Raw genomic sequence first — 26,995 nt, 5'->3', positions numbered from 1 at the left:
ATGACGGCTCTCGCGGTGCCCGCCCGCCGGCGGCGGACGAGGAGCGTGCCGGCGACACCCCGCTACATCGCGGGGCGGCTCGGCCAGGCCGTGCTCGCGCTGTTCGGCGTGACCACCATCGTGTTCTTCGCGCTGCGCCTTTCCGGTGACCCGGCGCGCCTGCTCGTGCCCGAAGGCGCCACGGCGGCGGACATCGAGCGCGTGCGCGAACAGCTCGGGCTGAGTGATTCCCTGTGGCACCAATACGTTTCCTTCCTCGGCAACGCGGTGCGTGGCGACCTCGGCTATTCCTACGTGCAGAACCGGCCGGCCACGGCGTTGATCGCCGAGCGGCTGCCCTACACCGCGAACCTCGCGGTGGCCGCGCTGATCCTGTCCGTGGTGTTCGGCGTGGTGGTCGGCGTGATCACCGCGCTCAAACGCGGCCGCTGGCAGGAACGCGTGCTGATGCCGATCGTGCTGGTCGGCCAGGCGATGCCCGCGTTCTGGACCGGCCTGTTGCTGGTGCTGGTGTTCTCGGTGGCCCTGCGCTGGCTGCCCTCGACCGGGTACGACGGGCCGCTTTCCCTGGTGTTGCCCGCGGTCACGCTCGCCTCGCTCTCGGCGGCGGCGATCGCGCGGGTCACGCGGGGCGCGGTGCTCGAACAGCTCTCGCAGGACTACGTGCGCACGGCGCGGGCCAAGGGCGCGAGCACCACGCGCCTGGTGCTGCGCCACCTCGCGCGCAACAGCGCGATCCCGGTGCTCACCGTCGCGGCGCTGGAGCTGGCCAACCTGCTCGGCGGCGCGGTGGTGACCGAGGTGATCTTCGCGTGGCCCGGCATCGGGCAGCTCACGATCCAGTCGGTGTCGGCGCGTGACTTCCCGGTGGTGCAGGCGATCGTGATCTTCGCTTCGGCGGTGTACATCGTGATCAACCTGCTCACCGACCTGCTCTACGGCGTGATCGACCGGCGCGTCGCCACCGGTGCCCGAGGAGGTGCGGCATGAAGCGGCGGGCGATCCTGATTCCCCTGGTGGTGCTGGCGATCTACGTGCTGGCGGCGGTGTTCGCCCCGGTGCTCGCGCCGTTCGACCCCGACAAGGTCACGCTCGCGCAGCGGCTGCTGCCCCCGGGCGCGCACCACTGGCTCGGCACCGACGCGCTCGGGCGTGACGTGCTCTCGCGCGTCATCTACGGCACCCAGGTGTCGCTGCTCGTGGCGATCGGCGCCGTGGTGGCGGGCGCCGTGGTGGGCGTCGCGCTCGGTGTGCTCGCGGCGTGGCGCGGCGGCTGGCTCGGTGCGGTGATCATGCGCCTGGTCGACATCGTGCTCTCCGTGCCGTTCTTCCTGCTCGCGATCCTCGTGGTCGCGGTGCTCGGGCCGAGCCTGCTCAACGTGGTGGTGTGCCTGGCGCTCGTGCGCTGGCCGCGCTACGCCCGCGTGGCCCACTCGGCGACGCTGCAGGCCCGCGGCCGCGGCTTCGTCCGCGCGGCCACGGCCACGGGCGCGCCGGCGTGGTGGATCGTGCTGCGGCACGTGCTGCCCGAGGTCCTGCCGGTGTCCATTGTGGTCGCCACGCTCGAACTGGGCCTGATGGTGATCTACGAGGCCTCGCTGTCGTTCCTGGGTCTCGGCGTGCAGCCGCCCACCGCGTCGTGGGGCTCGATCCTGTCCGACGGCCAGCAGTACATCGCGTCGGCCTGGTGGCTCGCGACCTTCCCGGGCATCGCGCTGTTCCTGCTCGTGCTGGCCGTGAACCTGCTGGGCGACGCGGCCCGCGACCGGCTGGACCCGGCCAAACGCGCCGAGCTGCCGCGCCCGCGGCTCCTTCGACGGATGACGAGGCAGGCCGCATGATCCCCGACTACCGAGGCGAGTTCACCGGCAAGCGCGTGGTCATCACGGGCGCGGCCGGCCTGATCGGCACCTGGACGGCCGAGGCGTTCCACGCCGAAGGCGCCGACCTGCTGCTGGCCGACAACCGGCCCGGGCCCGTGCACGACCTGGCCGAGCGGCTCGGCGGCCAGGCGGTGGTGTCCGACCTGGGCACCGCCGCCGGCACCGCCGAGCTGCTCGCCGCGCTCGACGAGCGCTGGCCGAGCGCCGACATCCTGGTGAACAACGCCGGCGTCTACCCGCGCACCCCGGTGGCGACGACCGACCGCGAGACGGTGGAGCAGATCTTCGCCGTGAACGTCTTCGCCCCGTATCAGCTGGCGCGGCACGTGATCGCCACGATGACCCGCACCGGCACCCCCGGCGCCATCGTGAACCTGTCCTCCGGCGCGGCCAAACGCCCGACCCGCACCGGCGGCGTGTACTCGGCGACCAAGGCCGCGCTGGAAATGCTCACGCGCTCGCTCGCGCTGGAGACCGGTGAGGCCGGCATCCGCGTGAACGCCGTGGGCCCGGGTTTCGCCCCCGGCAGCGAGGTCAGCGAGCTGCCGGAGGAGCACGTGGCCAAGATGCGGCGGGCGATCCCGCTCGGACGCACCTCCGGGCCGGGCGACGCACCGTCGGCGATCCTCTGGCTCTGTTCCAGCGCCGCGTCGTTCGTCACCGGCACCACCCTCGACGTCGACGGCGGACGCACCGCCGGCGACTTCACGCCGGCACCTTCCCCCACCACCCCGGGAGGTGCGTCGTGACCTACCCCTGGCCCGGCGGCGCCCGCGCGGCCGTGTGCTTCACGCTCGACTTCGACGGCGAATCCCCGCACCTGTGGCGCACCAGGGAAAACCCGCCGGTGTCGGTCGGCGAGCTGGAGCAGCGGCGCTACGGGCCGCGGCGCGGGATCCGCAACCTGCTGTCCATGATGGACAACCTGCACCTGCGCGCCACGGTGTTCGTGCCGGGCTGGATCGCGGCGAAGTACCCGGAGCAGGTGGCCGAGGTGCACGACCGCGGCCACGAGCTGGCGCTGCACGGCTGGTGCCACGAAGCCCCGACCGGCCTGACCCGCGACGAGCTGCACCGCACGCTGGACCGCGCCGCCGACACGCTCGCCGGGATCACCGGCGAGCGGCCCGTGGGCTACCGCTCCCCCAGCTGGGACATGACCACCGACGTGTTCCCGGTGCTGCACGAGCTCGGCGTGACCTACGACAGCTCGCTGATGGGCGAGGACCGGCCCTACCTCGTCGACGGGATCGTGGAGGTCCCGGTGGACTGGGCCACCGACGACGCGCCCTACTACCGCTACGTCGGCGGTGATCCGCGTCCGCCGGCGACGACCCCCGAGGTGCTCGCCGGCTGGTCGGCCGAGATCGCGGCGGCGAAGAAGCTCGGCTCGCTGTGCATGATCACCGTCCACCCGTGGCTCTCCGGCCGGCCCGCCCGCGTGGCCGCCCTGGAGGCGCTGCTCGCCCCGGTCGTCGCCGACGACCGGCTGGCCACCCCCACCGCCGGTGAACTCGCCACGCACCACCGCGAGCACGGCACCGGATACGAAGTCCCCCTCGAAGAGTTGGGCAGGCCCGGTCATGACTGAGCTGCTGGAAGTGCAGAACCTGAAGGTGTCCTTCGGCGCCGGGCGCGAAGCCGTGCGCGGCGTGGACCTCACCGTCGGCCGGGGCGAAACGCTCGCGGTGGTCGGAGAATCCGGCTGCGGCAAGAGCCTCACCGCACTGTCGCTGCTGGGCCTCGAACCCGCCGCCGCGCGGGTGTCGGGCTCGGCGACGCTGGCCGGCACGGAGCTCATCGGCCGCGACGACCGCGAGCTGCGGCGCCTGCGCGGCACTCGCGCCGCGATGATCTTCCAGGACCCGATGAGCTCGCTCAACCCGACCACGCGGATCGGCACGCAGATCGCCGAGGTGCTGGCCATCCACACGCCGATGCGGCGCTCGGCCCGGCTGCGCCAGGCCGTGGAGCTGATGGAGTCCGTGGGCATCACCGACGCGGCGGCCCGCGCGCGCCAGATGCCCCACGAGCTGTCCGGCGGCATGCGCCAGCGCGTGATGATCTCGATCGCGCTCGCCGGCCGCCCCGAGCTGCTGATCGCCGACGAGCCGACCACGGCGCTCGACGTGACCGTGCAGGCCCAGGTGCTGGCGCTGCTGCGCGAGCGCACCAAGGACACGGCACTGCTGTTCATCACGCACGACATGGGTGTGGTCGCGGAGATCGCCGATCGCGTCGCCGTGATGTACGCCGGCAGGGTCGTGGAGACCGGCACCGTGCGCGAGGTGCTCGAAGCCCCGCGCCACCCGTACACCGCGGCTCTGTTGCGGTCGGTCCCCGATCCCGACCGGCCGGCGAGCGGGGAACTGCCCACCATCCCCGGGCAGGTCCCCGCCGTCGGGGCGGTGATCGAGGGCTGCCCGTTCCGGCCCCGCTGCGACCACGCCGACGACACCTGCGCCACGGCCCCGTCGCTCCTCGAGGGTGTCGCTTGCTGGCACCCGGTGAACCGTGAAACCCAGGAGGTGGCGTGATGTCGGATCTCGTGGTCGCCGAAGGACTCGTGAAGAACTACGCCGTGCGCGGTGGCACGGTGGCGGCCGTCGACGGCGTGAGCCTGCGCGTGCAGCGCGGCACCACGCTCGCGCTCGTCGGCGAGTCGGGCTGTGGCAAGTCGACCACCGGCCGGCTGCTGCTCGCGCTGGAACGCCCGGACGAAGGCGCGGTCGAGGTCGCCGGCCAGGCCGTGCACTCGATCGGCAAGAAGGAGCTGCGCGAGCTGCGGCGCACGATGCAGCCGGTGTTCCAGGACCCGTACGACTCGCTCAACGGCCGCATGACCGTGGGCCAGATCGTGGCGGAACCCCTGCGGGTGCACAAGGTTCGCGGTGACCTCGACGCCCGCGTGCGGGAGCTGCTCGAAGCCGTGACGCTGGCGCCCGAGCTGGCGCAGCGGTATCCGCACGAGCTGTCCGGCGGGCAGCGCCAGCGCGTGGCGATCGCGCGGGCCATCGCGCTCGACCCGGAGTTCCTCGTGTGCGACGAGCCGGTGTCCGCCTTGGACGTTTCGGTGCAGGCGCAGGTGGTGAACCTGTTGCGGCGCTTGCAGGACGAGCGCGGCATCACCTACCTGTTCATCAGCCACGACCTCGCGCTGGTGCGCCACCTCGCGCACCGCGTGGCCGTGATGTACCTCGGCCGGATCGTGGAAGAGGGTGACACGGAGGAGCTGTTCGCCGACCCGCGCCACCCGTACACGCAGCTGCTGCTCGCCGCCGCGCCTCGCCCGCGCGTGCGGGAGCGCGACCGGGAGGACCCGGTGACCGGCGTCGGCGAAGCCACCAGCGCGATGGCGCGCACCGGCGGGTGCTCGTTCGCCCCGCGCTGCCCGCTGGCCACGGATCGGTGCCGCACCGAGGATCCCGCGCTGCGCCCGCTCGCGGACACGCGCGCGGCGGCGTGCCACTACGCCGAGACCGCGCGGGTCGGGGCCGCATGATCACTCGGGACAGCCACGGGATCCCGTCGATCGTCGCGGAAACCGAAGAACAGGCCTGGTTCGAGCTCGGCCGCGCCGCCGCCGAGGACCGGCTGTGGCAGCTGGAGTACGACCGCCGCCGCGCCCGCGGCCGGTGGGCCGAGGTGATCGGCGCGCCGGCGCTGGCCGGTGACCGGCTCGCGCGCCGGCTGCGCCTGACCGACGCCGCCGAGCGTGACCTGGCGGCCATGGACCCGGCCACGCTCGCGACCTTCGAGGCGTACGCGGCCGGGGTCAACGCGTGGGTCGACGAGCACGGCACCGGGGTGGAGCACGAGCGCGGCGGCATCGGGTGGGAGCCGTGGACGCCGCGGGATTCGCTGCTGATGTTCAAGATCCGCCACGTGCTGATGGGCGTGTGGCAGTACAAGATCGCCCGGGCCGTGCTGCGCGCGAAGGCCGGCGCCGAGGTGGCCGCGAAGCTGGACCCGAAGCCGTTGCCCGGCATGCGGGTCACGGTGCCGCCCTCCGGCCGGGTCGGCGAGGCCCGCGCGAAGCTGTTCGAGCAGGCGCGCGACGACGTCGAGGCGGCGGCCGAGCACCTCGGGTTCCTCAGCGAGGCCGAAGGCGGCTCCAACGCGTGGGTGCTCGGCGGCAGTCGGACCGCGAGCGGGAAACCGTTGCTGGCCAACGACTCCCACCGCGCGCTGGACGTGCCGAACGCCTACTGGCAGGCCCACGTGCGCTGCCCGGAGTTCACCGTGTCCGGCGCGACGTTCCCCGGCCTGCCGGGCTTTCCGCACTTCGGCCACAACGGCCGCGTCGGCTGGGCGATCACCAACGCGGCGGCCGACGCGCAGGACCTCTACGTGGAGGAGTTCGACGGCGAGCAGGTGCGCACCGCCGACGGCTGGGCGCCGGCGTCGGTGCGCGACGAAGTGATCCACGTGCGCGACGGCGAGGACCGCGTGGAGCGCTGCTGGCTCACGCCCAACGGACCGGTCGTGCACGGCGACCCGGCGAGCGGCGCGGCGCTGTCGCTGCGCTGGACCGCCACCGACGGCGCCTGCACGCAGTTCGGCATCCTGCGCGAGATGCTGGTGGCCGCCGACGTGCCCACCCTGCTCGACGCCCAGGACGGCTGGGTCGACCCGGTCAACAACCTGCTGGCCGCCGACGTCGAGGGCCACCTCGGCTACGTGCTGCGCGGCCAGCTCCCGGCCCGCGACCGCCTCGCCGCCACGCAGGTGCCGGTGCCGGGCTGGGCACCGGAGTTCGGCTGGCGCGGCCGCGTGCCGTTCGCCGAGATGCCGCGGATCCAGGACCCGGCCGAGGACCTGATCGTCACCTCGAACAACACGGTGACCGCCGACGTGCGGCCCTTCGTGTCGCACGCGATCAACGACTCCTACCGCTCGGAGCGCATCCACGAGCTGGCCGCCGCGACCGACCACGCCACCGCCGAAACCATGCGCGAGTGGCAGGGCGACACGACCTCGGTGGCGGCCCGGCGCTGGGCCGGGTTGCTCGCCGGGCGCGGCCCGTTCACCGGCGACGCCGAGCGCGCCCGCGAGGTGCTCGTGGCCGGCGAGGGCGACCTCGGACCGGCCGGGACCACCGGCCTGGTCCACGCCTGCTTCCGCCGCGAGGTCGCACAGCGGGCGCTGGACGAGCAGATCGGCGCCGACGCGCGGGCGTGGCTGATGAAGTCCGTGCTCCCGGGCATGCCGGTGGTGCTGCGGCGCTGGTTCGCGAGCCTGACCTGGCCGCTCGAGGGCGCCTGCCCCGCCGCGGCGCTGAGCGACGACCTGCTCGCCGACGCACTGGCCGCCGGCTGGCGCCGAGCGCAGGAGGCCGGGCTGAAGCCGTGGGGCGAAGTGCACCGCACGGCCGCGAAACACCCCCTGCACCTCGTGGTCGGGCCCGAGTTCGACCCGCCCGAGGTGGGTCTCGGCGGCGACAACGAGACCATCCAGAACGGCGCGTACGGCTGGGCGCCGGGCTCGCGCTTCGCCATCACCAACCTGTCGGTGTACCGGCAGGTGCTCGACCTGGCCGACCTCGACGCCGCCGGGTGGGTGATTCCCGGCGGAGCGTCCGGCTCACCCGGGTCCCCGCACTATTCTGATCAGCTGACCTCGTGGCAACGGCACGAGCTCGTCCCGATGACCCCGACCCCGACGATGCCGACCCCGGCGGCACACCGACGAGAGGAGCCCCGCAGCGGTGAGTGAAGAGCCGACCGAAGCGGCGAGCCTGGTCCGCACCGCGTACCGGGCGATCCGCGAGGCGGTGCTGGAACGCGAGCTGCTGCCCGGCGAACGCGTGACCGTGCGGCCGCTCACCGAGCGCCTCGGCATCTCGCCGACGCCGGTGAAGGCCGCGCTGGCGATCCTCGAACGCGAGGGTTTCCTGGTGGCGCGCCGGCATTCGGGCTACTTCGTGGCCGAGCTGAGCGTGGCCGACATGCGCGACATCTACGAGCTGCGCTCGGCCGTCGACATCCTGGCCGCCCGCGACGTGGCCCGCACGCGTCCGCCCGAGCTGCTCGGCCGGCTGACCGACCTCGTCGCCGGCCAGCACGCCGCGCTCGCCGCGAACGACGTGCCGCGCTACGCCGAGCTCGACCGCGAGTTCCACGCGCTCATCTGGCAGGGCTCGGCCAACCGGCGGCTGCTCGCGATAGCCGACCTGCTCGGTGCGCAGCTGCAGCTGGGCCAGAACGTGACGATCACCGTGCCGGGCCGGCCCGAGGCCAGCCTCGACGAGCACCAGGAGATCCTCGACGCCCTGCGCTCCGGCGACACGGCGGCCGCGGAACAGGCGACGCGGCGCCACGTCGCCCAGGTCATCCGCGCGCTGGAGGCGGCGCTGCCGGAGTAGTCCGAGATCGACACAGGGAGGTGGGCAGCCGTGGACTTCGGGCTGACCGAAGACCAGGAAGCACTGCGCCGCGGCGCTCGTGAGCTGGCGGCGAAGTTCCCCGACGACTACTGGGCGCGCTGCGACGCCGAGGGCGAGTTCCCGTGGGAGTTCTACCGCACCTTCGCCGACGCCGGCTGGCTCGGCATCGCGATCCCCGAGGCGTACGGCGGCGGTGGGCTCGGAATTTTCGAAGCCGCGCTGCTGCTCGAAGAGGTCGCCGCGTCGGGCGCCGGCATGAACGGGTGCAGCACCATGCACCTCACGATCTTCGGCCTCAACACCATCGTGAAACACGGCAGTGCCGCGCTGCGCGAGGAAATCCTTCCCGCCGCGGCCGACGGCTCCCTGCACGTCTGCTTCGGCGTGACCGAACCCGACGCCGGCACCGACACCACGCGCATCCGCACCTTCGCCCGCCGCGACGGTGCCGGGTACGTGATCAACGGCCGCAAGGTCTGGATCACCAAGGCCGGCCAGTCGCAGAAGATGGTGCTCATCGCCCGCACCACCCCGCTCGAGGAGGTCGCGCGGCCCACCGACGGCATGTCGCTGTTCCTCGTGGACGTCGACCCCACCGCGATCACGCTGAACCCGATCCCGAAGATGGGCCGCAACGCCGTGAGCTCCTACGAGGTCGCGATCGACGACCTGCGGGTGCCCGCGTCGGCGCGCATCGGCGAGGAAGGCCAGGGCTTCAAGTACCTGCTCGACGGCCTGAACCCCGAACGCATCCTGCTCGCCCACGAAGCGCTCGGCCTGGGCCGCGCCGCCGTGGACCACGCGGTGTCCTACGCGCGCGAGCGCGTGGTGTTCGACCGGCCGATCGGGCAGAACCAGGGCATCGCGTTCCCGCTCGCCGAGGCGCAGACCCGCCTCGACGCCGCCGCGCTGATGGCCCGCAACGCCGCCTGGCGCTACGACCAAGGCCTGTCCTGCGGCCGCGAGGCCAACATGGCCAAGTTCCTCTGCGCCGACGCGGGGTTCCAGGCCGCCGACCGCGCATTGCAGACCCTCGGTGGCATGGGGTACGCCAAGGAGTACCACGTGGAGCGGTACTTCCGGGAAGCCCGGCTGCTGCGGATCGCGCCGGTGAGCCAGGAGATGGTGCTCAACTACGTGTCCACGCACGTGCTCGGGCTGCCGAAGTCGTACTGAGCAGTCTTGTGCAGCACGTACCGGACACGAAAGCGGCCCCGCCCGGACGGTTTCCCGGCGGGGCCGCTTTCCCTTGGTGCGCCTAGATCTTCGGCAGCGTCACGTCCGTGACCGTGGCCGCGCCCGCCTTCACCTTCACCTGCCGGAACTGCGGCTGGTAACCGTTGGCCGCGTAGGTGACCATCAGCGGGTTGTAGCCCTTGTCGAGCCACAGCCGGTAGTGGCCGGTCGCGTCGGTCTTCAAGGTGTAGGACACCTCACCGCACACTCCGTTGTGGACCATCGTGCAGACCTGCACGGTGGCGTCGGCCACGGGTGCGCCCGACGCGGTGTCGGTGACCGTGCCCGAGAGCTCGCCCCACGCGTTGGGCGGGGTGGCCTGCAGCGACACGGGCAGGTTCGCCACGGTGTAGGGCGAGTCCGTGTCGATCGCCACCGCGGCCGTGTACTTGCCGGGCTGGGTGACCTTGCCGGAGTCGACGGTCACCGCGACCTTCGCGGTGGCGCCGGGGGCGAGGTCCAGCTCGGTGCTGCCTTCGGACAGCCAGCCGGCGTCGTCGTCACCGCACTGGTCGTAGCCCGGCAGCATCGCCGTGGTGCGCAGGGCCGGCACGAAGGACCCGACCTGGTAGAGCGCGCACGCACCGCGGCCGCCGCCGTAGTACTCCTGGGGCAGGTCCGGCAGCGACGACCACTTGTCGCTCACCGGGTCGTACTCGATGGTGTGCGCGGTCTCGCCGGCCTGGGACACGACCGTGCCGGCACCGGTCTCGCCACCGGCGAGCTGCAGGCGGCCGTTCGCCCCGCTGTAGGCCATCTGCGAGACCTCGTACGGCGCGTCGGCCACCTTCGTCCACGCGGTGGCACCCGGCTTGAACACGTAGGTCGACTTGATGTTCGTGACCCCGCCGAGGTAGCCGCCGGCGCACACGAGCTCACCGTGGATGCCGGCGCAGGCGGCGTCGCTCTCGGCCTCCGGGTAGTCGGGCAGCGCCGACCAGGAGTTGTGCGCCGGGTCGTAGACGAACGCCGACTTCACCGGGTCCTTGCCGCACACGCTCAGGCAGCCGCCGACCACGTACAGTTTGCCGCCGAGGGTGGCGGCGGTGCTGCCGTAGAGCTTGGCCGGCAGGTCCGCCATCCGCGACCACGTGTTCGTGCCCGGGTGGTAGGCGTAGGTCGTGGACAGGATCCCGGGCAGCCCGGCCCCGCCGACGACGTAGAGCGAACCGTTCAGGAACGCCGCCGCGCCACGCATCACCGGCTCCGGCATGTCCGCGATGGACGACCAGCCCGCCGTGACCGGGTCGTACACGTAGCTGCGGGCCGACGGGACGAGCATGTGCATCGGCATGCCGCCCGCGCTGTAGACCTTGCCCTGGTAACCGCCGAGCGCGCTCTGGTAGGTGAATTCCGGCACGTTCGCCATCGGCTGCCAGCTCGCCGCGGCCGACGGGTCGACCGCGGTGAAGCCCGTCACGTGCTCGCCGAGCGACACGTGCACCGGCGCCGTGCCGGTGTTGGTGAGCTTCACCGTCTGGTTCGCGACCTGGCCCATCGCCTTGGTCACGGCGATCCCGGTGGAGCCCACCGCGAGCTGCCCCGCCTTGAGCTTCACGTCCTTGCGGGCCACGGAGTTCAGCGCCGTGGTCAGCGACAGGGCCGGCGAGGTGTAGCGCGGTGCGCTCGCCGTGTACCGGTGCGCCCCGGTGGTGTCGAACAGCTCGTAGAAGCCGTCCGGCAGAGCCGCGTCGTCGGCCGTCGGCCCGCTCACGGCCGAGCGGCCGGTGGCGGAGTCCGCCACCGTCACGTCGTTGCGCGCCTCGCCGGTGTTGGCGTCGGTCACCACACCGGCGACCAGTCCGCCTTCGGTCGGGGTGCACGAACCGACCACGACGTCGTCGAGCTCCGCGAGCGAGTTGCCGGCGCCGGTGAAGTGGAACCGCACGCGCACCTTGTCCTTGCCCGCGGCCTGCGGCAGCGGGATCGACACCTGGGTCTGCAGGAGATCCGTGGTGTGGTGCGCCAGCGTGGTCCAGGTGCTGCCGCCGTCGAGCGACAGGTCGGTGTCGAACACGCTGTCGCCGTCGGGCACATAGAGCCCGCCGAACGTCAGCGCCGGAGCGAGGTCGCTGCTCAGGTCGAGCACCGGGGACTCGAACTCGGTGTCCTCCGCCTTGCCGTCGCGGGTGATCGGGCTGGCGATGGCGTAGTTGCCGGTGCCGATGAAGTTGAACAGTTCGAGGCCGTTGTCGAACGACCAGCCGGGCGAGGCGGCGTCGGTGATCGTCCAGCCGTCCTTCGCCGTGGAGCCGAGCCAGCCCTCGAAGTTCGTGAGCGCGGCGTGGCCGTACCCGAGCGCGCTGCAGGCCTGCTGATCGGCGGTGGCGGTGAAGTTCTGCCGCACGCTCGAACCGGCGACCCTCACCTGCCGGTCGATCGGCGCGTAACCGGGCTGCACGGCCGAGATGTGCAGCTGGTAGTCACCGCCTTGGGGCAGGTCGACGCTGTAGCGGCCGGAGAACGGGTCGGTGAAGATCGCGCCGCCGGGGTACCCGTCCACGGTGATCTTCGCGTACAGCGGCCAGCCGTGGCCGGAGCCGTCGGTGACCGTGCCGGACACCGTCTGCGTGGCGATCTTGGCCACGGCGTAGTCGGCGCTCGCCTGCTGACCGTCCACGATGGACAGCTCGCTGCCGCCGTTCTCGTAGCCGAAACGGGTGACCGCGATCCGGTACGAGTCGGCGGCGATGGCGAGGTGGTAGGCACCCTGCGCGTCGGTGGTGGCGTGGTAGACGTTGCCCGAGACCGTGCCGGTGGCCGTCACGGTGGCGCCGGCGATCGGCGCGCCCGTGGTGTCCTTCACGTGGCCGGCGACCGTGCCTTGCGGGGTGTAGGCCAGCGTCGCGACGCCGTGGGGCGAGCCGAGGCCGGTCGGGCCGTCCCAGCCGGGGCCGGCGGTGCACAGCACCGGGGCCGCGGCGCACGAACCGTTGCTGCCCTCGGTCACGTCGTAGAGGTCGTTGCCGTGGTTGAAGTAGGCGTAGGTGGCCGGGTTCGTGCCCGGGCGCGGGTCGCCGGCGAGCGCGAACATCGAGGCGATCAGCGGCGAGGACAGGCTCGTGCCGCCGACCTGGCCCCAGCCGCCGGACTTGCCGGAGTCGTAGATCGCGAAGCCGCTCGCCGGGTCGGCGATGGCCGAGACGTCGGCGATGGCGCGGTTCGCGCAGCCGGTGGCGAGGTCCTGCTGGTACTCGGGTTTCGCCTCGTACGGGGAGCAGCCGGACCCGGCGCCATCCCAGGCCTGTTCGCTCCAGCCGCGCGGGTTCGCCGGGTCGCGGTAGAGGTTCGTGCCGCCCGCGGCGACCACGTCGGGATTGGCGGCGGGCCAGTCCTGCAGGCCGTAGGAGTGGTCACCGGTGGAGGCGACCATCGCGACACCCGGCACGCTGTAGTGCGAGTCGAGCGTGCCTTCTTCGGGGTCTTCGCCGTCGATGCCGTAGGAGTTCGAGATGAACTTCGCGCCGAGGCGCACGGCGGTGTCCACGCCCACCACGATGTCGTACGGGCTCGTGGAAGCACCCTCGACGAGCAGGATGTGGCACGCGGGGCAGGCGGCCGACACGGCGTCGAGGTCGAGCGCGGTCTCCTGCGCCCAGCCGTCGTCGTCGGCGGGGTAGTTCACGCCGCCGTTCTGGTCCACCTTGCGGAAGCAGCCGTTGTCCGTGGTGCACGCCGGCAGGCCGTACTGCGCGCGGTACACGGCGAGGTCGGCTTCGGCGTGGGAGTCACCGAGCGCGTCGATGATCGCGACGGTCTTGCCCGCGCCGCCGTCGGGCAGGTCGTAGGCGGCCCGGATGTCGGCCGGCCCCAGCGAATCCGGCAGCGGGCCGGCGTTGCTCACGAGCGGGCGCAGGTCCTTGCCCGCCTTGAACAGGGAGTTGCACGTGACCGTGTGCGGCTTCGGCTTGGCCGGGTTGCAGCCGGTCGGCGCGTACAGCGCCGTGGGCGCCTTCGCGGCGGTCTTGCCGTTGGCGGTCTGGGTGGCTTTGGCGGTGGCGGCGGGCTTCGCGTCGCCGGACGTGGCGGCGGCGTCGAGCACGGTCTTGGCCGCGCTGTCCTGGGTGCTGCTCTGACTGGCGGTGGAGGGACTGGCGATGGACGGCGTGGAGCCGACTTGCGTGGTGCCGACGACCAGCGCCAAGCCGGCCAGCACCGGGACGATGAGCGCCAGCAGGCGCCCCCGGGGGACTCTCAAGGGATGGCCTTTCCGTTCGCCCGGGCAGTCACAGGGGTTCGTACCCCGCGGGCAGGTCGCGCCCGCCCTCGTCTTCTGCCCGGCCGGACCGATCGCCGGCCGCGGGTACGGCGTCGGCGGGATCCGCGATGGTGGGGTGGGGATCCGTGCCCGCGCCGGACGGGACAGGCACGGTGCCGTCCACCGGCCGGTCATCGCCGGGTCTCGTCGCGTTCACCGGCGAAGTATCGGGGCGCGCACGCTCCGTTCGCGATTGGGCGGATGACCTAATCTGAGCCGCGCGGTTGTTTGGTCCTGGTCTCAAAACTCGGCGTGTCGCCGGGTGAACCGACGGCCGGCCCTGGCTCCCCACCGCCCGTCGGTGGGCCCGGCCCGACGGACCGGAGGTCTGTCAGAGAGACTGGGGGCCAGTGCCCGCCCTCTCGACCTGGAGACTTTGATGCCGCAAGGGACCGTCCGTTGGTTCGACGCCGAACGGGGTTTCGGCTTCCTCGCGCCCGAGGACGGCTCGCCGGACGTGTTCGTGCACGCCTCCGAGATCGTCGGGGACGGCGGCGCGAAACTGCTCCGCGAGGGTCAGGCCGTCGAGTTCGAGGCCGGCGAGAACGACCGCGGGCCCCAGGCGCTGCGCGTTCGCGTCACCGCCGATGCGGCCACCGGCAGCGCCGTGGGCCTGCTCGGCACCGTCAACTGGTACGAGCCGGGCAAGGGGTACGGCTTCGCGTCGCCGGACGGCGGCGGCGCCGACATCTTCGTGCACAGCTCCGCCATCGTGACCGGCGGCGTGGTCGCCGAGGGGCAACGCGTGGCCTTCCTGATCGTCGAAGGCGAGCGCGGCCCACAGGCCGGGCACGTGATCCCGCTGGGAGCAGGGGCCGGCTCACCCGCTGCGGCCGGTATCGCGGACGGTGCCGACGGCACGGTGGCCTGGTACGACGAGGACAAAGGCTTCGGCTTCATCAACCCCGACTCCGGCGCCGGGGACGTCTTCGTTCACGCCCGGGCCCTGGCCGAGGGGCTGACGTGGCTCGCGGAGGGCGACCGCGTCGCCTACGAGGTGGCCAGTGGAGACAAGGGCCCGCAGGCCCGCGACGTGCACCTGGTCCGGGGCGCCGAGCCCCCGACGGCGCCGCAGCGGTCGGCACCTGCCGCGGCCGCGGGGCCGGCGGCGCGGGACGTGCCCGTACGAGGCGGCGAGGGCGTCGTCGCGCGCTACGACGACGACCGCGGCTTCGGCTTCATCACCCCGGACGCGGGCGGCGACGATCTCTTCGCCCACGCGTCCGTGATCATGGGGTCGGAGCCGCTGCGGAAGGGCGACCGGGTCCGGTACGCGGTGCGGCAGAGCGACCGGGGCCCGCAGGCCGACCGCATCGAACGCCTCTGAAGAGGCGGCCCCACCGATGGCTGATCACTTCCCGACGAGAGTGCTCGTTCATCCCCGTCGATGGTGCCGTCGGCAACGGGGCTGCAGCCTCCTCCAGGAGATCGATCTCCCTCGTGGTGACGGGGGCCCCGTGCCGACCCGAGGACCTGCTCCGCGCTCAGAAGCTCACCAGTCACCCCCACCCGACGACACAGAGCCACCGATGTATCCCACACGAGTGAAGGGATGCGTTGGACCTGGTCGCCGAGCTCGATCTTCAGGAGCCGGCGGACGTTGATCACGGTGCAGGCCAGCGTGAGCAGCGCCGGCGTGGTGCGTTCGGTCCGGTCGTAGCGCAGCCCGAGGCGGGTGAACCGCAGCAGCCCGGAGATGGTGCGTTCGGCGACCCAGCGGACCCGGCCGAGGCGGGACTTGCCCTCAATCCCGCGCCGGGCGATACGGACCTTGATACCGCGGCGGGTCGGGTAGCGGCGGCAGCGGCGGCAGTCGTAGCCCTTGTCGCCTTTCGGACCGCACCGACACCGCGTCGATGCAGCCTCTGGTCCAGTCGAGCTCGTCGATGGTGGACAGCTCGGCCAGCACGAGCTGGTGCAGCCGGTCCCACACCGGCGTCCTGCCACTCACGTAACCGCCGCCACGCGGTGTGCCAGGAACCGCATCCGAGCTGCGCGGGTAGGTCTCGCCGGCGGCAGCCGGTGTCGAGCACAAACAAGATCCCCTCCAGCGCGCCACGGTCATCGATCCGGGGCCGCCCACCCGGACCACGCCGCGCCAGTGACACACCCTCAAGTTTTGAGACCAGGTCTCAGTCCACGGCTCGATCCGCCGCCGGCGTGATGCCCGCCCGGGTCGCGCTCACCGCGAGGGCCGTGCGGGAGGACACGCGGTGCTTGCGCATCGCCGAGTTCAGCTGGGCCGCCACGGTTTTCGGGGAGCGGGACAGCACCTGCGCGATCTCGGGGTTGGTGAGGCCGGTCAGCAGGAGCCGCACGACTTCCAGCTCGCGGGGCGAGAGCTGGTCGCCGTAACCACGACGGCCGCCGCGCCAGACCGGGGTGGCGCCGAGACCGTGGTCGCGCAGCACCGCGCGCACGCGGGCGGCCGCGACGGTGGCGCCCAGGGCGACACAGCCGGCCAGCACGGATTCGAGCTGCGCCAAGGCATCCGGTGCGCCGGCGGCGAGCAGGCACGCGGCCTCGCGTTCGCGGGCGAGCAAAGCGTCGTACGGGCGCGGCAACGCGGCCCACGCCGAAGCCGCGGCCGCCCACGAAGCGGCCGCCTCGGCAGGCTCGCCACCGGCCTCCGCGAGCAGGGCGCGGCAGCAGTGCACCGCGCCCGTCGCGCCCGGATACCCCGCCGCGAACTCCGCGGCGAGCGACGAAGCCTCCTCGACGCGGCCGGCCGCCAGCAGCGCTTCCACCCGCACCGGCGCCAGATCCGCCGCCCACAGCCAGATCTGCTTGCGCGCCACCACGGCCATCGGTTCTTCGGTCACCTCGAGCGCCGCGACGGGGCGGCCGGCCGCGAGGTGCAGCCGGCCGAGCGCGGCGGCGGGCTCCAGCGGCATATCGACAATTCCGCGCTGCCGGGTCTCGTCGAGCACCAGCGTGAGCTTGCGCTCGACCTCGGCCCCGGCGTCCCGCTCGGTGGCCGCCTGCAGCAGCGCGCCGACCAGCGTCGTGTCGAGCTGGATCAGCGGTTCCTCGGCCAGGTCGGCGAACTCGGCGACGCGGGCCGCGAGCCCGGACCACTCGCCGGTGACCCAGTCGAGGCGGATCAGCGTGGCGAGGCCCATGTCCTGCAGCCGCTGAAGGCCGTGGCGGCGTGCGAGGTCGACGGAGCGGGTGAGCTTGGCGCGCGCGTCGGCGTAGCGGCCCCAGTGCAGGGCGGCGTCGCCGTAGTTGAGCAGGCCGCGGGTGATCTGCAGCGGGTCGGGCGAGTCGTCGTCGGGCAGGGTGTCCGCCACCGTCCAGCCGGTTTCGTCGCCCAGTTCCAGCAGTGCCGTCGCGCGGTCGACGGTGAACGAGAGCCGCTCCTCCTCCGGCACCGCCGAGCGCACCACCGCGTCGCAGCGGTCGAGCCATTCGCGGTGCGCCTGCGCGGGCCACGCGGCGCCGGCGGGCCGGCCGAGCACCGACATCGCCTGCGCCACGGCGACCGGGTTGCCGGCCAGGTCCGGGATCGCGCGCGCCAGCTCGGCGGCGCCCTCGGCGTAGTCGCCGGAGTGCATCAGCAGCCGGCCCAGCTGGCTGCGGATCTCGGCGCTCTCGCGGCGATCGAGCACGGCGCTGTCGAGCACCCCGCGCACGATCCGCACGAGGTCGACCCGCCCGAGGTAGCCGGTGAACGCGAACAGCGGCGTCTTGCGCGCCAGCCGGGCCACGGCCGTCGGCGGCAGGTCCGGCGAAGCGAGCAGGCCGTGCAGGAACGACACCGCCGTGTGGTGATCACCGGACGCCAGCGCCAGATCCGCCGCCCGCTCGGCGTACTCGCACCACTTGCGCGTCTCGCCGGCCTCGCGGAAGTGGTGCGCCAGCACGGCGACCGGCGCCGGATCCCACACCGACAAGGCCTTGCCCGAACGCCGGTGCAGCTCGCGCCGCTCGCGCCCGCCGATGCCGTCGTACACGGCCTTCGCGGCCAGCGCGTGCCGGAAGCCGAGCCGGCCGCGCTCGTCCTCCACGAGCAGTCCGCTGCGCGCGGCCTCGTCGATCGCCGCGCCCGCGCGCTCGGCCGGCAGCCCGCAGACCGCCACCACGTCGGGCTCGGCCGCCGGCGTCGCGAGCACCGCGCACGCCCGCAGCACCGCCTGGGCGTCGGCGCTGAGGCGCACGAGCCGCTCGGCCAGCGCGTCGCGGATCGTGGGCGGCACGGCGATCTCGGTGAGCGAGCGCCGGATCCACTCGCCGCCCTGGCGGATGAGGTCGGCGCGGTCGCGCAGCAGCCGCACGGATTCCTCGAGCGCGAACGGGATCCCGTCGGTGTGCCGGTGCAGGAACCGCGCGAACGGCTCGGACACGCGCTCGTCGCCGAGCATCGAGGACACCAGCTGCGCGGTCTGCGCCACGTCGAGGGCGCCGAGCGTGATGCGCGGGTAGCGCGACGAGAGGCGCAGCAGGAGGCTGTCGTCGCCGACCTCGTCGGGCCGGTAGGTGAGCACCAGCGCCGGCCGCAGCTCCTGGCGCGCGGCGAGGAACAGCAGGAACTCCAGCGTGGTCTCGTCGGCCCAGTGCACGTCTTCGACCACGAGCACCCCGACGTCGAAGCGGTCGAGCAGCTCGGCCAGCGCGCGCAGCAGCCGGTGGCGGGCCGCGCCGGCGTCGGCGAGCCCGTCCGGCGCCGGCGGCAGGTCCCACTCGGGGAACAGCGGCCGCAGCGTGCCGGCCAGCGGACTCAGTGCGAGGCCCGCGACGCCGGGGCGGGCCTGGCGCAGCGCGTCGACGATCGGGCCGAGCGTGAGCGCCTCCCGCAGCGGCGGGCAGCTCGCCACGAGCACGCCGGGTGCCGGCAGCAGCTCGCGCACGAGCCGGCTCTTGCCGATGCCGGCCTCGCCGGCCACCAGCACCACCCCGGGCGGCGCCGCGAGCGCGTCGGCGAGGCGGGTGAGCTCGTGGTCGCGGCCGATCAGCCGGGGCGTGCCGACGGCAGGGAGATCACGCGCGTCCGCTCCCACGGGTCCCCCGCTCCGGTCGTCGAGTACCGCTGTCGCGAGGATTCTCGACACGGCGAGCCCGGCCCGGCAAGCGATCCGGGCCGTGAATCACAGTGCTGTCCGGTGTTTCCGACAAAAACCGACACCACGCGGGCAAGTGGCGCAGCGCCGTCGGCCGATCGGCGCAACCGTCCTCAGTGGACTCGCTGGTCTCGGCGGACCCGGTGCGTCAGGACGACGCGATCTCCGCGGAGTCGCTCAGGCGCAGCTTGCGGCGGGCGCGCTGGAAGAACGTGGTGCGCCCGAGCCGCACCACCCGCGCCGCGCTCGGGCGCGCGCACAGCTCGATGCGCTCGCCCGGCTCCACGTACCCTTCGACGATCCCGTCGACCTCCACCGCCAGCCGGCCGCTGCCCGGCAGCAGCTCGAGCGCGAGCGTGTCGTGCACCGAGAGCACCACGCCCCGTCCGTACGCGGAGTGCGGCGCGGCCGGCGTGACCAGCAGCGCCTCCACGGCCGGGCTCGTGATCGGACCACCGGCGGAGAAGCTGTAGGCCGTGGACCCGGTCGGCGTCGCGACGATCACCGCGTCGGCCGCGTAGCTCACGAACTGCTCTTCGTTCACGCGCACGGCCACCAGCGCCCCGCCGTCGCCGGGCACACGCACCACGGCCACGTCGTTGAACGCCGTGACGGTGCGGCCGCCGATCGTCGCGTCGACCGCCAGGCGCGGTTCCACGGTGAAGTCGTGGGCGTCGATCAGCGACAGCGCGCCGGGCAGGTCGGGCACGTCGACCTCGGCCAGGAAACCGAGCTTGCCGAGGTTCACGCCGAGCACGGGCGCGCGCTGGCCGTCGGCCATCCGCATCGCGCGCAGCATCGTGCCGTCGCCGCCGAGGCTCACCAGCAGGTCGGATTGGGTGGCCAGCTCCTCGGCCGACACCCCCACCGCCTTGCAGTCGAGGCGCACGATCTCCTCGGCGATGCCGAGGATCTTGATGCCGCGGTTCGCGGCCCACCCGAGCACGGCCTCCACGGCCGGGGCGGAGTCGCGCTTCGGGTGCAGTACCAATCCGGCCGAGTGCATGTCAGCGCACCACCGGCGGGTGTTCGAGCAGCATGGGCCAAGTCTGCCCGGATCCCGGCGCTTTGGCGAGTCCCGCCTAAGCTGGACGTTCGTGATCGAGAGTGCGCGCGGCGCGGCCGTGAACTGGGCCGGAAACCTGACCTACGGCGCCCGTGAGGTGCTCCGTCCCCGAACGCTCGACGAGGCCGCTGACCTGGTCGCTTCCGCCGCGAAGCCCAAGGCCCTCGGCAGCCGCCACAGCTTCAACACCGTCGCCGACACCCCGGGCGGCACGCACCTGGACCTGTCCGCGCTCGCCCCGGTGTTCTCGCTGGACGCGGCCGCCCGCACGGTCACCGTGAGCGCGTCCGCCCGCTACGGCGACCTCGTGACCCGGCTCGACGCCTCGGGTTTCGCCCTGGAAAACCTGGCCTCCCTGCCGCACATCACCGTGGCCGGCAGCGTCGCCACCGGCACCCACGGCTCGGGCGAACGCCACCAGGGCCTCGCCTCCGCCGTGTCCTCCCTCACCCTCCTGACCGCCGACGGCACCGTGCTCTCCCTGTCCCGCGGCGACGCGGACTTCGCGGGCGCGGTCGTCGGCGTCGGCGCCCTCGGCGTGGTGACCAGCCTGACCCTCGACGTGGTGCCCACCTTCTCGATGCGCCAGGACGTCTACGACAACCTGCCGTGGACCTCCGCCCTCACCCACTTCGACGAAATCCAGGCGGCGGGCTACAGCGTCAGCCTGTTCACGAACTGGGCCCGCGACGTGGTGGACCAGGTGTGGCTGAAAAACGTCGTGGCCCCTTCCGCGCCGAGCTCGCCGGGTGACGCGATCTCCGGGCCGTCCGGCGCAGGTCCGACCGAGATCCCGGCTTCGCTGTTCGGCGCCGTCCCCGCCGACGGTCCGCGCCACCCCGCCCACACGGCCGGCGTCCCGGCCGGCAACACCACACCGCAGCTCGGCGAGCCGGGCCCCTGGTACGACCGCCTCCCCCACTTCCGCCTCGGCTTCACCCCGAGCGTCGGCGCCGAGCTGCAGACCGAGTACTTCGTGCCCCGCTCCGCCGCCCCCGCAGCCTTCGAAGCCCTCCGTGCCCTCGGCCACCGCATCGCCCCGCTCCTCCTGGTCTCCGAAATCCGCACCATCGCCGCCGACGACCTCTGGCTCAGCCCGGCCCACGGCCGCGACAGCGTCGCCCTCCACTTCACCTGGCTCCCCCGCCAACCCGAGGTCGAGGCCCTGCTGCCCACCCTCGAAGCCGCCCTCGCCCCCTTCGCCCCGCGCCCCCACTGGGGCAAGCTCTTCCACGGCGAAGCCCTCGCCCTCGACTACCCACGCCTGGCGGACTTCCGCACCCTGGCCACCCGCCTGGACCCCACCGGCAAGTTCCGCAACCCGTTCCTGGATCGGCACGTGTTCGGCGGCTGACCTTGCAGAACTCGCCGGCCTCGCCGAGGCCCGGCGCGCCGAACCGATCGCGGCGATCCTCGGCGTGCTCGGCGATGGCCACCACCCTGACAGGAGCGGAGTTCCCCTGATCACAGTCGGCGGCACGGATATCAGGCGTGTGCAACTATTGCCAGCGACGTTATTTGCCCACGCTTCAGGAGGAACCCCATGCCGCTCGCCTTGCTGGCGTTGGCCATCGGCGCGTTCGGGATCGGGACCACGGAGTTCGTGATCGCCGGGTTGCTGCCCGAGGTGGCCACGGACTTCGGTGTCTCGATCCCGGCGGCGGGCTGGCTGATCACCGGCTACGCCCTCGGCGTGGCGGCGGGCGCGCTGCCGATGACCGCGCTCGGCACCCGGATGCGGCGCAAGCACCTGCTCCTGCTGCTCATGGGCGTGTTCATCGTCGGCAACGCGCTCTCGGCCCTGGCGCCGACGTACGAGGTGCTGCTGGTCGGCCGGATCGTCGCCGCGCTCACGCACGGGGCGTTTTTCGGCGTGGGCGCCGTGGTGGCCGCGGATCTGGTGAAGCCGGAGAAAAAGGCCAGCGCGATCGCGTTGATGTTCACCGGCCTCACGCTCGCCAACGTGCTCGGCGTGCCGCTGGGCACGTTCATCGGGCAGGGCCTCGGCTGGCGCGCGACGTTCTGGGTGGTCGCCGGCCTGGGCGTGCTCGGGCTGGCCGGAGTGGCGGCGCTCGTGCCGGACACGCCGAAGCCCGAGAACACGAGCATCAAGACGGAGTTCGCGGTGTTCCGCAGCGCCAAGGTGTGGCTCGCCGTCGGCACGACCGTGCTCGGGTTCGGCGGGGTGTTCGCCAGCTTCACCTACATCGCGCCGATGATGACGGACGTGGCCGGTCTGCCGCAGGGCGCCGTGAGCTGGCTGCTGGTGCTGTTCGGCGTGGGGCTGGTGCTCGGCAACCTCGTGGGCGGCAGGTTCGCCGACCGCGCGCTGATGCCCACGCTCTACACGGTGCTGGTGGCGCTGGCCGTGGTGCTCGCGGTGTTCGCGTTCACCGCTCACGCTGCCGGGCCGGCGATCGTGACGCTGTTCCTGTTGGGTGGCTTCGGGTTCGCCACCGTGCCCCCGCTGCAGATGCGGATGCTGGCCAGCGCCGAGGCCGCGCCCACCGTCGCCTCCGCGGTGAACATCGGCGCGTTCAACCTGGGCAACGCGCTGGCCGCCTGGCTCGGCGGCGTGGTGATCGCCGCGGGCTACGGCTACGCCTCGACCAACTGGGTCGGCGCCGCTATGACCGTCGCCGCGCTCGTGCTGGCCGTCGCCTCCGGCCGGCTCGACCGGCGCAAAGCACCGGCACCGGCACCAGCAGAGGTCCACTGAGGACAGTGCCAACGCGGTGCGGGCCCGGCCGCACTCGGCCGGGCCCGCACCACGCACTCACACCAGCTTGCGCAACCGCGGCAGGATCTCCGTGCCGTAGGCCTTGAGGAACCGCTCCTGGTCCGGGCCCGGCGCGTGGAACACCAGGTGCGTGAAGCCCAGGTCGAGGTAGCGCTTGATCGCCGCCACGTGTTCGTCCGGGTCGGACGACACGATGAACCGGCTCGCGGCCCGCTCGATCGGCAGCGCGTCGGCCAGGCGCTGCATCTCCACCGGGTCCTCGACGCCGGTCTTCTCCTCCGGCTTCAACGCCAGCGCACCCCAGAACCGCGTGTCCTGCAGCGCACGCGCAGCGTCCGGATCGAACGACACCTTGACCTCGATCATCATGTCGACGTCCGCGACCGCCCGGCCCGACTGCTCGACGCCTTCGCGCACCGCGGGCAGCAACGTGTCCGTGTACAGCGACGGCGCCTTGCCGCTCGTGGTGATGAAGCCGTCACCGCGGCGGCCGGCCAGGCGCGTGGCCGCCGGGCCGGACCCCGCGATGTACAGCGGCACCGGCACCTCGGGCCGGTCGTACACCGTGGCCTTCTCGGTGCGGTAGTGCGCGCCCTCGAAGTCCACGCGCTCCTCCGTCCACAGGCGGCGGATGAGCTCGATCGCCTCCTTCAGCCGCGCGAAGCGCACCTTCGGCTCCGGCCACTCGATGCCGAGCGGCGCCTCGTTCATCGACTCGCCCGACCCGATGCCCAGCACCACGCGGCCCGGGAACAGGCACCCGAGCGTCGCGAACGCCTGCGCCACCACGGCCGGGTGGTAGCGGAACGTCGGCGTGAGCACGCTCGTGCCCAGCACCACCCGCTCCGTCGCCGAACCGAGCGCACCCAGCCACGGCAACGCGGCCGGCGCGTGGCCGCCGTCGTGGCGCCACGGCTGCAGGTGGTCGCTCACGAACACCGAGTCGAACCCGTTCTCCTCGGCCAGCACGCCGTAGCGCAGCAGCTCCGCCGGCGCGAACTGTTCCGCCGACGCCTTGTACCCGAACCTCACCACTGGACTCGTCCCTTCTCAGACGCCCGCGTTCACCTTGCCGATGATCTCCGACCCGAGCAGCTCGATCTGATCGAACCACCGATCGAACTTGAACCGGAAGTCGAACACCAGGTGCTCGACCCCGGTCGCGGCGAAGCGGTCGATCTCTTCCAGAGCATCTTCGGGGGTGCCGACGATGAGCTGCCCTGAGAGATCCTTCACGGTCTCGAACTGACCCGAGGGCGGCTTCACCGCGAACTTCGCCTTGTTCGCCCAGGCCAGCAGGCCCGGCACGTTCACGTGCTTCACCGCTTCCTCGTACGTGGGCTCGATCGACGTGGGCGGGATCACGGCCACGGTCGGCATCGTGCGCCCGGCCTGCGCCGACAGGTCCCGCATCGTGGTCACGCGCTTGTCCAGCGTCGCCATCGAGATCCGGCCCGGCATCCAGCCGTCGCAGAACTCCACCGCGAGCCGCGCCGAGCGCGGGGTGGCGCCGCAGTACCAGAACGGCACCCGCCCGCCGAGCGGCTTCGGCTCGATGGTGATGTCCTCGAACGTGAAGTTCGCGTCGGAGTACGACACGTTGTTCTCGGTGAACACGCGCTTGAAAATCTCGGCGTTCGACCGCACGAGCTCCACCCGGTCGCGTTCGCCCCATTCGATGGCCTCGAACTCGTGGTCGAACGTGCCGGCGCCGAAGCCGAGGATCACCCGCGGCCCGAACAGCTGCGTCATCGTGCCCGTCATCAGGGCCGTGACCAGCGGGTGCCGGAACGGGATCAGCGAACCCGTGCCCAGCTCGATGCGCTCGGTCACGGCGCCGATGGCCGTGAGCGTGGTGAGCGCGTCGTAGAACGTGCGGTTGGGTTTCTCCATCTCGCCGTGCGGCTCGAACACCAGGTGGTCACGCACCCAGACCGAGTCGAACCCGGCCTTCTCGGCCATGATCGCGCCCTGGAGCACGTTGTCGCGCGAGGCGTGCTCGCCGAAATGCGGGAGCAAGAGTCCGAACTTCATGCGTTCTGCACCTTTCCTGACACCGCCTGCTTGCCGTGCCCGGCCTCGCCGGTCACCTTGCCGCCCGCGAACACCTCGGTGCCGCGCACGTAGGTCTGCTCGATGCCGGCGGTGAGCTGCCGGCCGTCGTACGGGGTCCAGCCGATCTTCGACAGCACGCCGTCGTTGGTGATCGTCCAGGGCGCGTCGAGGTCCGCGATCACGAAGTCCGCGTCGCAGCCCGGGGTCAGCGCGCCCTTCACGCCCTGAAGGCCGAACTTGGCCGCCGGCGCACCCGCCACGAGCTCGACCGCGCGGTCGAGGGTGAGCAGACCCTTGTTCACCGCGTCGAGCGTGAGCGGGTAGTAGTACTGGATGCCCGGGGTGCCCGTGTGGGAGCTCCACATCTGCGTCCAGCCGATCTCCTTCTCCTCGCGCGTGTGCGGCGCGTGGTCGGAGGAGAACATGTCGATCGTGCCGTCGCGCAGGCCTTCCCACACGGCCTCGCGGCCGTCGTCGGGCACCCAGTAGGACAGCGCGTACGGGCCGAGCTTCTCCACATCGTCCCAAGTGGACAGGAACGGCAGCCAGTGGTTCACCTCGCACGTCACGTCCACGCCGTGCTCGCGGGCGCGGCGCACGGCCTCGACCGAGCGGCGCGTCTGGATGTGCGCGAGGTGCACCTTGCAGCCCGACGCCTCGGCCAGGCGCAGCACGACCTCGATCGCGGTGTCCCAGATCACGCCGTTGCGGGCGGCGTAGGCCGAGGCGTACCCCTGCGGCGTGTTTTCCCCGCGCGCCAGGTATTCCCCTTCGATGTAGTCCATCAGGGACTGGTCGTGGGGGTGGATGATGAAGCGCTTACCCGTCTTCGCGATGGTGTCCATCATGCGCAGCAGGTCGCCGTGGCCGTGCATGCCGGTACCGGCCGGGTGCGGGTAGGTGCGGCCGGTGTCCACGACCATGTAGATCTTGTACGCGTTCACGCCCATCGCGGCCATCGGCGCGATCTCGTCGGGCTGCGTCGCCGCCGGGTTGTGGTTCCAGTCCACGATGGACTTCTCGGCGTAGAGGTCGAACACCTCGCGCAGCGTCTTCGCCGTGGTGGTCGGCGGGTTCAGGTTGGGCATCCCGAAGATCGTGGTGACACCGCCCGCGGCCGCCTGCAGCGACGTGGTGTAGATGTCTTCCTTGTGCTCGAACCCGGGCTCGCGGGTGTGCACGTGGACGTCGACCATGCCGGGCAGCACGAGTTTCCCGGTGGCGTCGACGGTGCGGCCGACGTCGGCGATCTCGACGGAGCCGGACACCACGCCGACGACCTTGCCCTCGTTCACCAGCAGGTCGCCGTCCACCGCGCCACTGGGCAGCTGCACGCGCCCGCCGGACACACGGAGATCGATACTCATGCCGTCACCTCCAGAATCGCCGGGTGCTCGCCCGGCTCGCTCGAGCGCACGACCACGTCGGCCGGGCGCAGGTACTTCTCGAACCACGCGACGATGCGGGGCGTCGTCGCGGTCCAGTACTTGTCGTAGGCGGCGTAGTGGCTCGTGTGCCGCTGCATGATCAGTTCCTTCGGCCCGCGTGCGGCCTCGTAGATCCGCTCCGCGTGGTCGGTGGGAGTGGTGGCGTCGTTCTCGACGCCGATCACCAGCAGCGGCGTCGTCAGCGTCGCCGCCGCCTCGGCCGGCCGGTAGGCGATGATCTCCTCCGCCGCGGCCAGGCGCACCTGCTTCGGCACCCGTCCGTCCACATCGGACTTCACGCTGGTGGCCCGGCGTTCCGACGTCGGCACCATGATTTCTTCGCGCGGGTTCACGAGCTTGCCGGCACCGTGCAGCGTCCGCTCGCGCCGGTCGGCTTCCAGCTCCGCCAGGAAATCGAGCCACTGGTACTCGCTGCGCATGCGGTGCAGCCAGTCGCCGCCGTCGGCCACGGGCAGCTGGCTCACCGCCGCCCGCACCCGCGGGTCGACCGACGCGAGCAGCACCGCGTTGCCGCCGCCCGTGCCGCCGCTGCCGAACACACCGATCGAATCGGGCAGCACGTCGGCGCGCGATTCGGCGTAGGTGACGGCGCTGCGCAGATCGGCCAGCTGCCGCGCCGGCGAAAGCAGCTCCGGATCACCTTCGGAGTCGCCGAACCCGCGGTAGTCGAACACCAGCACGGCGAACCCGGCGTCGGTGAGCGCCTGGTGGTAGCGCACGTAGAGCTTCGCGTCCTTCAGGCCCATCCAGCCCGGGCCCTGCACGACCACGCGGTAGGGCTCGGTGCCCTCGTCCGGCGTGCGCCAGAGCCCGCTGATGCGGTCACCGTCGCTGAACCAGGAGACCTCGTCAGTTCTCATGCCG

20 protein-coding genes and 1 pseudogene are annotated in these 26,995 nt (G+C 72.4%); 12 read left to right on the top strand and 9 right to left on the bottom strand.

The window, feature by feature from the left end:
* Genes VSH64_RS06360 through VSH64_RS06320 form a run of 9 tightly spaced genes read left to right on the top strand, consistent with a single transcriptional unit; the run spans position 1 to position 9,444 of the window.
* The gene (locus VSH64_RS06360; protein ID WP_326834535.1) at positions 1–990 is read left to right on the top strand and encodes an ABC transporter permease; all 990 of its coding nucleotides are present in this window, start codon (positions 1–3) and stop codon (positions 988–990) included.
* The gene (locus VSH64_RS06355) at positions 987–1,841 is read left to right on the top strand and encodes an ABC transporter permease (protein WP_326834534.1); all 855 of its coding nucleotides are present in this window, start codon (positions 987–989) and stop codon (positions 1,839–1,841) included. Before VSH64_RS06360 ends, VSH64_RS06355 begins: the two co-directional genes overlap by 4 nt.
* A complete protein-coding gene (locus tag VSH64_RS06350) occupies positions 1,838–2,632 on the top strand; it encodes an SDR family NAD(P)-dependent oxidoreductase (RefSeq protein WP_326834533.1) in 795 nt (264 codons plus the stop codon). The genes VSH64_RS06355 and VSH64_RS06350 overlap by 4 nt, the downstream gene beginning before the upstream one ends.
* Positions 2,629–3,474, top strand: coding sequence for a polysaccharide deacetylase family protein (locus tag VSH64_RS06345; RefSeq protein ID WP_326834532.1), 846 nt, complete (start codon positions 2,629–2,631; stop codon positions 3,472–3,474). Before VSH64_RS06350 ends, VSH64_RS06345 begins: the two co-directional genes overlap by 4 nt.
* Positions 3,467–4,420, top strand: a complete 954-nt coding sequence (locus tag VSH64_RS06340; protein ID WP_326834531.1) for an ABC transporter ATP-binding protein — start codon at positions 3,467–3,469, stop codon at positions 4,418–4,420. The genes VSH64_RS06345 and VSH64_RS06340 overlap by 8 nt, the downstream gene beginning before the upstream one ends.
* Positions 4,420–5,385, top strand: coding sequence for an ABC transporter ATP-binding protein (locus VSH64_RS06335; protein ID WP_326834530.1), 966 nt, complete (start codon positions 4,420–4,422; stop codon positions 5,383–5,385). The genes VSH64_RS06340 and VSH64_RS06335 overlap by 1 nt, the downstream gene beginning before the upstream one ends.
* Positions 5,382–7,598 (top strand): penicillin acylase family protein, encoded by a 2,217-nt coding sequence (locus tag VSH64_RS06330; RefSeq protein ID WP_326834529.1) that lies wholly within the window; start codon positions 5,382–5,384, stop codon positions 7,596–7,598. The genes VSH64_RS06335 and VSH64_RS06330 overlap by 4 nt, the downstream gene beginning before the upstream one ends.
* The gene (locus VSH64_RS06325; RefSeq protein WP_326834528.1) at positions 7,591–8,247 is read left to right on the top strand and encodes a GntR family transcriptional regulator; all 657 of its coding nucleotides are present in this window, start codon (positions 7,591–7,593) and stop codon (positions 8,245–8,247) included. Before VSH64_RS06330 ends, VSH64_RS06325 begins: the two co-directional genes overlap by 8 nt.
* 30 nt (positions 8,248–8,277) lie before the next feature.
* Positions 8,278–9,444 carry an acyl-CoA dehydrogenase family protein gene (locus tag VSH64_RS06320; RefSeq protein WP_326834527.1) on the top strand — a complete coding sequence of 389 codons (1,167 nt, stop codon included), beginning with the start codon at positions 8,278–8,280 and terminating at the stop codon, positions 9,442–9,444.
* Positions 9,445–9,526: 82 nt separating this feature from the next.
* Here the strand turns inward: VSH64_RS06320 and VSH64_RS06315 are convergent, their stop codons facing one another.
* Together VSH64_RS06315 and VSH64_RS06310 are read right to left on the bottom strand one after the other, a co-directional pair.
* On the bottom strand, positions 9,527–13,702 hold the full coding sequence (locus VSH64_RS06315; protein WP_326834526.1) for a carboxypeptidase regulatory-like domain-containing protein: 4,176 nt from the start codon (positions 13,700–13,702) through the stop codon (positions 9,527–9,529).
* A 28-nt stretch (positions 13,703–13,730) separates the two neighbouring features.
* Complete coding sequence (locus VSH64_RS06310; protein ID WP_326834525.1) at positions 13,731–13,919, bottom strand: hypothetical protein; 189 nt, start codon at positions 13,917–13,919, stop codon at positions 13,731–13,733.
* A 222-nt stretch (positions 13,920–14,141) separates the two neighbouring features.
* Between VSH64_RS06310 and VSH64_RS06300 the strand changes: the two genes are divergently transcribed.
* Complete coding sequence (locus tag VSH64_RS06300; RefSeq protein ID WP_407655634.1) at positions 14,142–15,089, top strand: cold-shock protein; 948 nt, start codon at positions 14,142–14,144, stop codon at positions 15,087–15,089.
* Positions 15,090–15,349: 260 nt separating this feature from the next.
* Here the strand turns inward: VSH64_RS06300 and VSH64_RS06295 are convergent.
* The 3 genes and pseudogenes from VSH64_RS06295 to VSH64_RS06285 all read right to left on the bottom strand — a co-directional run.
* Positions 15,350–15,837 (bottom strand): annotated as a pseudogene (locus tag VSH64_RS06295) (transposase); the annotation flags it as partial.
* 57 nt (positions 15,838–15,894) lie between these two features.
* Entirely contained in the window at positions 15,895–18,762 is a 2,868-nt protein-coding gene (locus VSH64_RS06290; RefSeq protein ID WP_326834524.1) for an ATP-binding protein, read from the bottom strand.
* Between the two features lie 208 nt (positions 18,763–18,970).
* Positions 18,971–19,828, bottom strand: coding sequence for an NAD(+)/NADH kinase (locus tag VSH64_RS06285; RefSeq protein ID WP_326834523.1), 858 nt, complete (start codon positions 19,826–19,828; stop codon positions 18,971–18,973).
* Between the two features lie 91 nt (positions 19,829–19,919).
* On the opposite strand from VSH64_RS06285, the gene VSH64_RS06280 reads away from it, so the two are divergent.
* Both VSH64_RS06280 and VSH64_RS06275 read left to right on the top strand, forming a co-directional pair.
* A complete protein-coding gene (locus VSH64_RS06280; protein ID WP_326834522.1) occupies positions 19,920–21,242 on the top strand; it encodes an FAD-binding protein in 1,323 nt (440 codons plus the stop codon).
* A gap of 189 nt (positions 21,243–21,431) precedes the next feature.
* Positions 21,432–22,607, top strand: a complete 1,176-nt coding sequence (locus tag VSH64_RS06275) for an MFS transporter (protein ID WP_326834521.1) — start codon at positions 21,432–21,434, stop codon at positions 22,605–22,607.
* Between the two features lie 57 nt (positions 22,608–22,664).
* Here the strand turns inward: VSH64_RS06275 and fgd are convergent, their stop codons facing one another.
* Genes fgd through VSH64_RS06255 form a run of 4 tightly spaced genes read right to left on the bottom strand, consistent with a single transcriptional unit; the run spans position 22,665 to position 26,991 of the window.
* Positions 22,665–23,663: a glucose-6-phosphate dehydrogenase (coenzyme-F420) gene (gene fgd, locus VSH64_RS06270; RefSeq protein WP_326834520.1), complete on the bottom strand. Its 999-nt coding sequence runs from the start codon at positions 23,661–23,663 to the stop codon at positions 22,665–22,667.
* Positions 23,664–23,678: 15 nt separating this feature from the next.
* Complete coding sequence (locus VSH64_RS06265; protein WP_326834519.1) at positions 23,679–24,662, bottom strand: LLM class flavin-dependent oxidoreductase; 984 nt, start codon at positions 24,660–24,662, stop codon at positions 23,679–23,681.
* The gene (locus tag VSH64_RS06260; RefSeq protein WP_326834518.1) at positions 24,659–26,050 is read right to left on the bottom strand and encodes a dihydroorotase; all 1,392 of its coding nucleotides are present in this window, start codon (positions 26,048–26,050) and stop codon (positions 24,659–24,661) included. Before VSH64_RS06260 ends, VSH64_RS06265 begins: the two co-directional genes overlap by 4 nt.
* A complete protein-coding gene (locus VSH64_RS06255) occupies positions 26,047–26,991 on the bottom strand; it encodes an alpha/beta hydrolase (RefSeq protein WP_326834517.1) in 945 nt (314 codons plus the stop codon). The genes VSH64_RS06260 and VSH64_RS06255 overlap by 4 nt, the downstream gene beginning before the upstream one ends.
* Positions 26,992–26,995: the final 4 nt, after the last annotated feature.

The organism is Amycolatopsis rhabdoformis, assembly GCF_035918295.1.
GTDB classification, from domain to species: Bacteria; Actinomycetota; Actinomycetes; order Mycobacteriales; family Pseudonocardiaceae; genus Amycolatopsis; species Amycolatopsis rhabdoformis.
The sequence above is the reverse complement of the archived record's forward strand: the minus strand, read 5'-3'. Positions and strand labels throughout refer to the sequence as shown.

Bases quoted from the DNA above. Each gene is read 5' to 3' on its own strand.
- VSH64_RS06360 (WP_326834535.1), top strand. From the start codon at position 1: ATGACGGCTCTCGCGGTGCCCGCCCGCCGGCGGCGGACGAGGAGCGTG.
- VSH64_RS06355 (WP_326834534.1), top strand. From the start codon at position 987: ATGAAGCGGCGGGCGATCCTGATTCCCCTGGTGGTGCTGGCGATCTAC.
- VSH64_RS06350 (WP_326834533.1), top strand. From the start codon at position 1,838: ATGATCCCCGACTACCGAGGCGAGTTCACCGGCAAGCGCGTGGTCATC.
- VSH64_RS06340 (WP_326834531.1), top strand. From the start codon at position 3,467: ATGACTGAGCTGCTGGAAGTGCAGAACCTGAAGGTGTCCTTCGGCGCC.
- VSH64_RS06335 (WP_326834530.1), top strand. From the start codon at position 4,420: ATGTCGGATCTCGTGGTCGCCGAAGGACTCGTGAAGAACTACGCCGTG.
- VSH64_RS06330 (WP_326834529.1), top strand. From the start codon at position 5,382: ATGATCACTCGGGACAGCCACGGGATCCCGTCGATCGTCGCGGAAACC.
- VSH64_RS06300 (WP_407655634.1), top strand. From the start codon at position 14,142: ATGCCGCAAGGGACCGTCCGTTGGTTCGACGCCGAACGGGGTTTCGGC.
- VSH64_RS06285 (WP_326834523.1), bottom strand. From the start codon at position 19,828: ATGCACTCGGCCGGATTGGTACTGCACCCGAAGCGCGACTCCGCCCCG.
- VSH64_RS06275 (WP_326834521.1), top strand. From the start codon at position 21,432: ATGCCGCTCGCCTTGCTGGCGTTGGCCATCGGCGCGTTCGGGATCGGG.
- VSH64_RS06265 (WP_326834519.1), bottom strand. From the start codon at position 24,662: ATGAAGTTCGGACTCTTGCTCCCGCATTTCGGCGAGCACGCCTCGCGC.
- VSH64_RS06260 (WP_326834518.1), bottom strand. From the start codon at position 26,050: ATGAGTATCGATCTCCGTGTGTCCGGCGGGCGCGTGCAGCTGCCCAGT.
- VSH64_RS06255 (WP_326834517.1), bottom strand. From the start codon at position 26,991: ATGAGAACTGACGAGGTCTCCTGGTTCAGCGACGGTGACCGCATCAGC.